Source organism: Candidatus Aeolococcus gillhamiae, assembly GCF_016464765.1.
GTDB lineage: Bacteria > Chloroflexota > Dormibacteria > Aeolococcales > Aeolococcaceae > Aeolococcus > Aeolococcus gillhamiae.
On the sequence record NZ_JAEKNS010000042.1, the window covers coordinates 1 to 8,875 of the forward strand.

General features: G+C 70.8%; 10 protein-coding genes. All 10 read left to right on the plus strand.

The features are described from left to right. Positions 1-79 precede the first annotated feature (79 nt). The 10 genes from JF886_RS03605 to fabG all read left to right on the plus strand — a co-directional run bounded on the left by JF886_RS03605 (position 80) and on the right by fabG (position 8,771). The gene (locus JF886_RS03605) at positions 80-475 is read left to right on the plus strand and encodes an Asp23/Gls24 family envelope stress response protein (RefSeq protein WP_337309702.1); all 396 of its coding nucleotides are present in this window, start codon (positions 80-82) and stop codon (positions 473-475) included. Then, complete coding sequence (locus JF886_RS03610) at positions 465-2,222, plus strand: DAK2 domain-containing protein (RefSeq protein ID WP_337309704.1); 1,758 nt, start codon at positions 465-467, stop codon at positions 2,220-2,222. Before JF886_RS03605 ends, JF886_RS03610 begins: the two co-directional genes overlap by 11 nt. 4 nt (positions 2,223-2,226) lie before the next feature. Continuing rightward, complete coding sequence (locus JF886_RS03615; RefSeq protein WP_337309705.1) at positions 2,227-3,060, plus strand: DegV family protein; 834 nt, start codon at positions 2,227-2,229, stop codon at positions 3,058-3,060. A 63-nt stretch (positions 3,061-3,123) separates the two neighbouring features. Beyond that, a complete protein-coding gene (recG, locus tag JF886_RS03620; protein ID WP_337309706.1) occupies positions 3,124-5,199 on the plus strand; it encodes an ATP-dependent DNA helicase RecG in 2,076 nt (691 codons plus the stop codon). 10 nt (positions 5,200-5,209) lie between these two features. Further along, positions 5,210-5,791, plus strand: a complete 582-nt coding sequence (rsmD, locus tag JF886_RS03625) for a 16S rRNA (guanine(966)-N(2))-methyltransferase RsmD (RefSeq protein WP_337309707.1) — start codon at positions 5,210-5,212, stop codon at positions 5,789-5,791. Further along, positions 5,784-6,272, plus strand: coding sequence for a pantetheine-phosphate adenylyltransferase (gene coaD / locus JF886_RS03630; RefSeq protein ID WP_337309709.1), 489 nt, complete (start codon positions 5,784-5,786; stop codon positions 6,270-6,272). Before rsmD ends, coaD begins: the two co-directional genes overlap by 8 nt. A gap of 4 nt (positions 6,273-6,276) precedes the next feature. Then, on the plus strand, positions 6,277-6,816 hold the full coding sequence (locus JF886_RS03635) for a hypothetical protein (protein WP_337309711.1): 540 nt from the start codon (positions 6,277-6,279) through the stop codon (positions 6,814-6,816). A gap of 68 nt (positions 6,817-6,884) precedes the next feature. After that, on the plus strand, positions 6,885-7,061 hold the full coding sequence (gene rpmF, locus JF886_RS03640) for a 50S ribosomal protein L32 (protein ID WP_337309713.1): 177 nt from the start codon (positions 6,885-6,887) through the stop codon (positions 7,059-7,061). A gap of 40 nt (positions 7,062-7,101) precedes the next feature. Beyond that, complete coding sequence (locus JF886_RS03645; protein ID WP_337309715.1) at positions 7,102-8,025, plus strand: ACP S-malonyltransferase; 924 nt, start codon at positions 7,102-7,104, stop codon at positions 8,023-8,025. Next, complete coding sequence (fabG, locus tag JF886_RS03650; protein WP_337309717.1) at positions 8,022-8,771, plus strand: 3-oxoacyl-[acyl-carrier-protein] reductase; 750 nt, start codon at positions 8,022-8,024, stop codon at positions 8,769-8,771. Before JF886_RS03645 ends, fabG begins: the two co-directional genes overlap by 4 nt. Positions 8,772-8,875 lie beyond the last annotated feature (104 nt).

An 8,875-nucleotide genomic window follows, 5' to 3' on the forward strand; every position in this document is an offset into this window, starting at 1 on the left:
GCCTTGGCGCACCCCGGAACTCGGTCCGGGCGGTGGCCAAAGATAACACAAGGCCGCGGCGCGGCTTATGGGATCCGACGTGACGAGCAAGGTCAAGGCACCGCACGCCCTCACCCGGACCGAGAGCCTCGGCCGGATCGAGGTGTCACCGCGCGTCGTGGCGTCGATCGTCGGCCACGCCGCCAACGAGTGCTACGGCGTCGTCGGCATGGCCGCGCGCGGGCTGCGCGACGGCATCGCTGAGCGCCTCAATCGCGAGAACGCCCACCGCGGCGTCGAGATCGAGGTGCGCGAGGGCGGCATCCAGATCGAGCTGTACATCATCGCTCAGTACGGCACGCGCATCAGTGAGGTGGCCCACAACCTGATGAGCGCGGTGCGGTACGCGGTGGAGAAGTCGCTGGGCCTTCCCGTCCTGGCGGTCAACGTCAACGTCCAGGGGATCCATCTCGAGGACAATGTCAGTGTCCGCTGAGGCTGGCTCGAAGCTCACCCTGCTTCGTGAGCCGGTGCTCACGGTCGGTGGTGTCGAGCTGCTCGCCGCGCTGCGCAGCGCACTCGCGTGGCTGCAGGCCAACCAGGAGGAGATCAACGACCTCAACGTGTTCCCGGTCCCGGACGGCGACACCGGCTCGAACATGTACCTCACCCTCCGCTCCGCGGTTGAGGAGGCGCAATCGGCCGCCGACCCGTCGTCGGCGGCCGCGGTGCTCGGCGCGGCCGCCCACGGCTCGCTGATGGGGGCGCGCGGCAACAGCGGGGTGATCCTCTCGCAGATCCTCCGTGGCGTGGCCCAGGGGGTCGGATCCCAGCCCCGCCTCGACGCCGGGGCGTGGGCACGCGGTCTGCGCGAGGCGCGCACGGTCGCCTACAAGGCGGTGATGAAGCCGACCGAGGGCACCATCCTCACCGTCGTGCGTGAGGCTGCCGAGGCGGCGGGGCGCGCCGCTGAGGAGAGCTCGGACGTCGCCACAGTGCTCGAACAGGCGGTGCGGGCCAGTCACGCGGCCGTGGAGCGGACCACCGAGCAGCTCCAGGTGCTGCGAGACGCGGGCGTGGTGGATGCCGGGGGCTTCGGGTTGGCGGTGATCCTTGAGGGGCTGAGCAGGGCGATCGCCGACCCCGCGGCCGCGCAGTCGCCGCCCATCGGGCCACGGCGACGCGCCGGTGAGGATCGGGTCCAGTTGCCCTTCGGGTCCGCGGACGCGGCCCCGCGGCCGTCAGTGCGTCGCGGCGCCGCGGCGGTGGAGATGAAGGAGGAGGGCTGGGGCTACTGCACCGAGTTCCTCATCCACGGTCCCGGCCTCGACCCCGAGAGGCTCCGCGACGAGCTTGGCAAGCTTGGTGAGTCGGCGCTGGTGGTCGGAGACCCCGAGCTGGTGCGTGTCCACATCCACACCGGCGAGCCGGCACCGCTGATCGCCCTGGCCTCCTCGCGCGGCCGCCTCAGCAAGCTCAAGGTGGAGGACATGTCGGCGCAGCACCACGACGTCCTCGGTCGCGCCGACGCCGCCGAGCGGCCCCCCGTAATCGAGGCGCCCGAGCCGGCGGCGGACGCGCCGCGCAAAGCCATCGGCGTGGTGTCGGTGGCGCCCGGCCAAGGCTTCCGTGACATCCTCGCCAGCCTCGGCGCCGACGCCGTCGTCGAAGGCGGGCAGACCATGAACCCATCAATCGAGGACCTCCTCAACGGGGTCCGCGCGGCGCACGCAGAGAAGGTCGTGCTGTTGCCCAACAACGGCAACGTGATCCTCACCGCCGAGCAGGTCAACGGGCTCATCGACGACTGCGAGGTCAAGGTGGTGCCCACGCGCAACCTGCCCCAGGGCATCAGCGCGCTGCTCGCGCTCGAACCCGACTCGACCATCGACGCCAACGCGGCGCGCATGTCCGCGGCCATCAAGCACGTCCACGCTCTCGAGGTCACCCGCGCGGTGCGCGACAGCACCGCCAACGGCCACGAGATTAAGGAGGGCGACGTGCTCGGGATCCTCGACGACGAGATTCGCGAGGTCGGCAGTGACGAGCCCAGCGTCATCGAGGCGGTGCTTGGCTCCGTCGACCAGGCCCCCGAGCTGGTCACCGTGTACCGCGGCGGTGACGTCACCCCCGCCGATGCGGAGGCGCTCGTGGAGAGGATGCGCGCTACCTTCGCCGACACGGAGTTCGAGCTGCACGACGGCGGCCAGGAGCACTACTCGTACGTCCTTTCGCTCGAGTGAGGCGATGATCAGGATCGTCACCGACTCGACGTCGGACATCCTTCCAGCCGAGGCAGAGCGGCTGGGCGTCGACGTGGTGCCGCTGACCGTCCGGTTCGGGGAGGAGCAGTTCCGCGACGGCGTCGACCTCGGTCCGGACGAGTTCTACCGGCGCCTGCCCACCACGCAGGTGCAGCCGAGTACCTCCCAGCCCACCCCCGAGCAGTTCGCCGAGGTGTACCGCCGGCACGTCAGCGCCGGCGACTCCGTGGTGTCCATCCACATCTCGGAGAAGCTCAGCGGGACGCTGCAATCGGCCAGCCTGGCCGCTCAGGAGTTTCCCGCCGGCACGGTGCGAGTCGTCGATTCGATCACGGTCAGCGCCGGCATCCAGTTCCTGGTGAGAGCCGCGCTTGCCGACATCGCTGCAGGCTCCGACATCGACGATGTCGAGAAGCGGGTGAAGGACCGCCGTGGCCGCGTCGAGGTGTACGTCCTCCTCGACACGCTCACCTACCTGCAGCGCGGCGGGCGCATCGGGCGCGCCCAGGGCCTGGTCGGCGGCATCCTCAACGTCAAGCCGCTGCTCTGCGTGCGCGACGGTGAGGTGCACCCCGAAGCACGGGTACGCAAGCGGCAGCAGGGGATCGACAAGCTGGTGGACATCGCCGCCGCCAAGCGACCCTTGGACGCGCTGGCGGTCTTCCACTGTGGAGCGCCCCAGCTGCTCGAGCTCATCGAGCCCCGCCTGCGCGCCGATCATCCCGGCGTGGATCTCATCGTCGGCCAGCTCGGCGCGGTGGTCGGCACCTACAGCGGCCCCGGTGGCGTGGGAATCGGCCTGCTGCGCGCGGGCTGACGCCGGCGCTGCACACTGCGCGGTTCGGGAGCGATCCGAGACCCGGGCTATAGTCGAACGCAGATGGCCTCCCCGAGCACGACGGCGCGCCTTGCCGCGATCTCGCCCTCGACGTCTGTGCTGGAGCTGCCCGGCGTCAAGGACATGATTGCCCTGCGCCTCGACAGGCTCGGTATCACCACCGTCCGCGACCTGCTCTTCCACATGCCGCGCCGCTATGAGGACACGCGGGTGCTGACCCCGGTCGCACAGCTGCGAGCGGGAGAGGTCCAGACGTCACAGGTGGTGATCCGCAACGTGACGGTGCATCGCAGCCACGTCAAGAAGATATGGCTGGTCGAGGCCTCGCTGGTGGACGGGCGAGACGTCGTCGGCGCGGTCTGGTTCAACCAGCGATTCCTGATGAACCAGCTGCGCAGCGGCATGGAGGTACTGGTCAGCGGCAAGGTGGAGACGTCGCGGACCGGCCTGACGTTCCGCAACCCGACGTTCGAGCGCGTGGGCAGTGAGCAGCGTCACGTCGGCCGGCTGGCGCCCGTGTACCCGGAGACAGAGAAGCTGAGTTCTGCACGGCTGCGCAGCCTCATCGAGCCGCTGCTGCCCTTGGCCGACTCACTGCCCGACAGGCTGCCGTCGGAAGTGCGGAGCGCCGAGCATCTGATGGGTATTGGAACTGCTCTCCGCCAGGTCCACTTTCCCGACGATGAGCAGAGCAGGGCTCGCGCCCACGAACGCATTGCCTTCGAGGAGCTGTTCCTTCTCCAGCTGGCCGCGCAGCGGGCGCGGCGGCGACGGCTCAGCAGCGCCGGGGTGGCCATCCCGTATGACGTCGAGGTGGCACGCGCCTTCGCGGGCTCGCTGCCGTTCCAGCTCACCGAAGGCCAGCGGGTCGCGGCCCACCAGGTGCTCACCGACATGGCCGGCAGCGGATCGATGAACCGGCTCCTCCAGGGCGACGTGGGCAGCGGCAAGACCGTGGTGGCTGCCATGGCCGCGCTGATGGCCCACCGCGCCGGCTTCCAGGTCGCCGTGATGGCGCCCACGGAGATCCTCGCCCGCCAGCACCAGGCCACGCTCACCCAGATGCTCGCCGCCCATGATCTGGCGCCGCGCCTGTTGGTGGGCAGCACCCCGGCGCGTGCCCGTCGAGAGATTGTCGAGGCGATGGCCAACGGACGGGAGTCGCTGCTGGTCGGAACCCACGCGCTCATCGAGGACGACGTCGTCTTCAGCGACCTCGGCCTGGTGGTGGTGGACGAGCAGCATCGCTTTGGGGTGGCGCAACGTCAGCGGCTGCGCCGCAAGGGGGCGCTGATGCCGAACTTCCTGGCCATGACCGCGACGCCGATCCCGCGCTCGTTGTCGCTGACCGTGTACGGCGACGTCAACATCAGCGAGCTCCGCGAGATGCCGCCCGGCCGCCATCCGGTGGCCACCCGCGTGGTCCCGCCGTACCAGCGCGACGAGGCCTACGCTTTCATCCGCGAGCAGATCGGTGCGGGCCGCCAGGCGTTCGTGATCTGTCCGCTCATCGAAGAGAACGACAAGCTGGGGGTGCGCAGCGCCACCGCCGAGCACGAGCGCCTCCGCGACGACGTCTTCCCCGACCTCAGGGTGGAGCTGCTCCACGGGCGCATGCCGTCGCGGGAGAAGGAGGAGCGCATGGGCCGGTTCGCGCGGGGCGACGCCGACCTGCTGGTGGCCACCAGCGTCATCGAGGTGGGTGTGGACGTGCCCAACGCCACCATCCTGGTCATCGAGGGCGCCGAGCGCTTCGGGCTCGCGCAGCTGCACCAATTTCGCGGTCGGGTCGGCCGCGACCGCCACCGGTCGTATTGCATCCTTTTCCAGAGCAGCATCGACGACGAGGGGTCACAGAGGCTGGAGACGGTCGCGGCGACGCACAGCGGCTTCGATCTGGCCGAGGCCGATCTGCGCCTGCGCGGAGCCGGGGACGTCGCCGGACTGCGCCAGCACGGCCTGCCCGAGATGCTCGCCGCCGACCTGCTCGACGTGGCCATGCTGCAACGCGCGCGAGCGGCTGCCGAAGCCTGGCTGGACCACGACCCGGAGCTCACCTCGTACGCGCCGCTGCACGAGGCGATGACCGGCTACCGCGCCGTGTTCGACCTGGACTGATCCTCAGTTCATGCCCACCACGGCACAAACTCGGATCACCGGTGGCGAGTGGCGAGGCCGCCGGTTGAGCACGCCGCGCGAGCAGATCCTCCGGCCCACCCGCGCGATGGTGCGCGAGGCCATCTTCAACATCCTCGGCGACGAGGTCGTCGGCGCCACCGTGGTCGACATCTTCGCGGGCGCGGGAACGGTCGGCTTCGAGGCACTCTCGCGCGGCGCCGCGCAGGCGGTGTTCGTCGACCGCGATGAGCGAGCACTCGCCCACGTGCGGGCCACGGCGCAGGCGCTGGGGTGCGCGGAGCGGTGCCAGGTCATCCGCGCCGACGCGCTGGGCTGGGTCCGCTCGCGCCCCGCCGAGCTCCGTGCCGGGGACGTCGTGTTCCTCGACGCGCCGTACCGCGACGACACGGGGAACGCGGTGCTCGACGCCCTCGGCGAGGCTCCGCCTCGCGTCGTGGTGTGCGAACATCACCGCGCCCGGTCGCTGCCCGACCGCATCGGCGGGCTCGCGGTGGTGCGTCATCGCCGCTACGGGATCACCGACCTGAGCGTTCTGCGGCCGGCTGTCACGGAGGTGGGCATCGGTGAGTGAGAGGATCGCGCTGTACCCGGGCAGCTTCGACCCGATCACGCGCGGCCACCTCGACATCCTGCAACGTGCCTGCCTGATCTTCGACCGCGTGTTCATCGGGGTGCTGCAGAACCCCTCAAAGACCCCGCTGTTCACAACGGAGGAGCGCGTCGACCTGATCCGGCAGTCCATCGACGCCGACGCCGGCGTCGATGTGGGGACATTCGACGGGCTCACCGTCGACTACGCTCAGACCGTCGGCGCCGTCGCGATTGTGCGCGGGCTGAGGGTGACCAGCGACTTCGAGAACGAGTTCCAGATGACGCTGATGAACCGCCGGCTCAACCCGGACATCCACACCGTGTTCCTGATGACCTCATTCAGCAACGTGTTCATCTCCTCGTCGATCATCAAGGAGGTCTTCCGCCTCGGTGGCAGAATCGACGACGCGGTGCCCCCGGCGTGCGCGGAGGCCCTGCGCCGCAAGTTCGCCAAGGATTGATGAGATGAGCGCAACCCCACCCCCCGGCGATGAGCTCGGCACGGTCGTCGACATCGTCGACACCCTCGAGGAGCTCGTCGGAGGCGCTCGCCGCCTGCCGTTCACGCCCAGCGTGGTGGTCAACGAGGAGGAGATTCTCGAGCTCGTCGACCGCATCCGCGTGGCGCTGCCCGACGACCTGCTCACGGCACGGCACACGCTCGACGAGCGCGACCAGATCCTCGAGCGCGCCGAGCGTGAGGTGGGCGAGGTGACCGCCCGCGCCGAGGAGGAGGCGGCGCGGGTCGTCCGCGAGGCGCAGGCTCAGGCCGCGTCGCTGGTCGACGAGCACGTGATCGTGACCACGGCCACCGAGCAGGCGCGGGCGGCTGTCCGCGACGCCGAACAGCACGCCGCGGCCCAGCGAACCGCTGCGGACGACTACGCGCGCGAGGTGATGCAGCGTCTCGAGGAGCAGCTGGAACGCTGGTTGGGCACGGTGCGTGAGGGCCTGCACTCGCTGCCGCAACCGCCGGCGCCGCGCGCGCGGCGCCGCAAAGGCTGAGCGGGGGAGCCTATACTCCGCCGTGGCGCTTCGCGACATTTCGCGCGCCCACACTTCGCGGAGACACCATGCCGGTCCCTAAGCAGAGAACCTCAAAGCGCAGGCGCGACATGCGCCGTTCCCACCACCGTCTCGACATCCCTGCGCTCAACCCGTGCCCGCAGTGCCGTCAGCCACGCCTGTCACACCGCGTCTGCCCCAACTGCGGCCAGTACGGCGGGCGCGAGGTCATCGTCACCGAGTGAGCCGCGCGGCGCTGCGCGAGCGCCAGCGATCGTCGGCCGCATGACCCGCGCTGCGCTCTGCTTTCCGGGCCAGGGAAGCCAGTGCGCTGGCATGGCGGACGGGCTGTTGGACGAGCCGCTGGCGCGCTCGTTGCTGGCGGTAGCCGACGCTGAGGGGCTCGACCTCGCCGCCGCGCTGCGCGGCTCTGACGAGGAGCTGCGACCCACCGAGATCGCCCAGCCCGGCCTGCTCTTCGTCGAGCTTGTGCTGGCGAGCGTTCTCCCCACCGACCTCGACATCGTGGGCGTCGCCGGCCATTCAGTCGGTGAGTACGCGGCCGTGAGCGTCGCCGGCGCCTACAGCGCGGAGGACGCGATGCGCCTGGTCATCCGGCGCGGCCGGGAGATGGCCGCGATGCACGAGGGCACCATGGTCGCGGTGATCGGCCTCGACGTCGACTCCGTGACCGTCGTCTGCGAGGAGGTGCGCGCCGGTGGCGACGTCGTCGTGGTCGGCAACGTCAACGCGCCGGCGCAGGTGGTGGTGAGCGGCTCGGTCGACGGCGTGCGGCGCGCCGGGGAATTGGCGCGCCAGGCAGGCGCGCGCAAGGTGATCCCGCTCAATGTCAGCGGCGCCTTCCACTCGCCGCTGATGGCGCCGGCCGCGCAGCGATTCGCCGAGGTGATCAACGCGACTCCGCGGGGTGTGCTGCGCTGTCCGGTGGTGTGCAACGTGGACGGCGCCGCGGTGGCCGGCTCCGACGCCCTTCCCGAGCGGCTCGCCCGTCAACTGGAATCGCCGGTCTTGTGGATCGATTGCGTGCGCACGCTGGTCGCGTTGGGGGCTGAGGTGCTCGTCGAGTTGGGCCCTGGGGCGGTCCTCAGCGGGCTGGCCCGGCGCATCGATCCGACTGCAGCGACGGCGACCGTCAACGACCGCGACGGCGCCGCTCGGCTGGCCACGTCGCCGGCGACACCGGCATGAACCCGCGACCGCTGGACGGCAAGGTGGCCCTGGTCACCGGTGCCTCGCGCGGCATCGGCCGGGCGACGGCGCTGGCGCTGGCCGACGCCGGGGCGTCGGTGGCGGTGGGGTTCGGCAGCAGCGCGGCCGCCGCCGACGAGGTGGCAGCGCTGATCCGCGACAGCGGCGGCAAGGCTGTGACGCTCGGGGCTGACCTCGCCGACATGACCGCTGCCGCGGGCCTCGTGGAGCGCACCACCACCGAGCTTGGCGCGATCCACATCGTCGTCAACAATGCGGGCATCACCCGCGACAATCTGGCTGTGCGCATCAGCGACGCCGACTGGGACGACGTGCTCGCCGTCGACCTGGGCGCGGCCTTTCGCATCTGCCGCGCCGCGCTCCGACCCATGCTGCGCCAGCGCGACGGGAGGATCATCAACATCGCCAGCGTCGCCGGCGTGGTCGGCAACCCGGGCCAGGCCAACTACTCTGCGGCCAAGGCCGGCCTCATCGGGCTCACCAAGGCGCTCTGCCGCGAGGTGGGCTCACGGGGGATCACCGTCAACGCGGTGGCGCCCGGCTTCATCGCCACCGACATGACCAGCGCGCTGGGGGACGTCCTCGACTCGGCGGTCGCCGCCGTGCCGCTGCGCCGCCTCGGCAGCCCCGAGGAGGTTGCCGCGGCGGTCCGTTTCCTGGCGCTTCCCGAGGCGGCCTACATCACCGGCCACGTGCTGCACGTGGACGGCGGGCTGGCCGCCTGACTTGGAGACGCCCGTGACCAACGACATCGACACCCCCGGTGCGCAGCCGCCCGAGCCCGCCCCGCGCCGGCCGCGGCGCCGCCGGGCATCGTCGCGGGCCGCCG

Excerpts from the sequence above, each read along its gene's own strand:
- JF886_RS03615 (WP_337309705.1), top strand. The coding sequence starts at position 2,227 with ATGATCAGGATCGTCACCGACTCGACGTCGGACATCCTTCCAGCCGAG.
- recG (WP_337309706.1), top strand. The coding sequence starts at position 3,124 with ATGGCCTCCCCGAGCACGACGGCGCGCCTTGCCGCGATCTCGCCCTCG.
- rsmD (WP_337309707.1), top strand. The coding sequence starts at position 5,210 with ATGCCCACCACGGCACAAACTCGGATCACCGGTGGCGAGTGGCGAGGC.
- JF886_RS03635 (WP_337309711.1), top strand. The coding sequence starts at position 6,277 with ATGAGCGCAACCCCACCCCCCGGCGATGAGCTCGGCACGGTCGTCGAC.
- rpmF (WP_337309713.1), top strand. The coding sequence starts at position 6,885 with ATGCCGGTCCCTAAGCAGAGAACCTCAAAGCGCAGGCGCGACATGCGC.
- JF886_RS03645 (WP_337309715.1), top strand. The coding sequence starts at position 7,102 with ATGACCCGCGCTGCGCTCTGCTTTCCGGGCCAGGGAAGCCAGTGCGCT.
- fabG (WP_337309717.1), top strand. The coding sequence starts at position 8,022 with ATGAACCCGCGACCGCTGGACGGCAAGGTGGCCCTGGTCACCGGTGCC.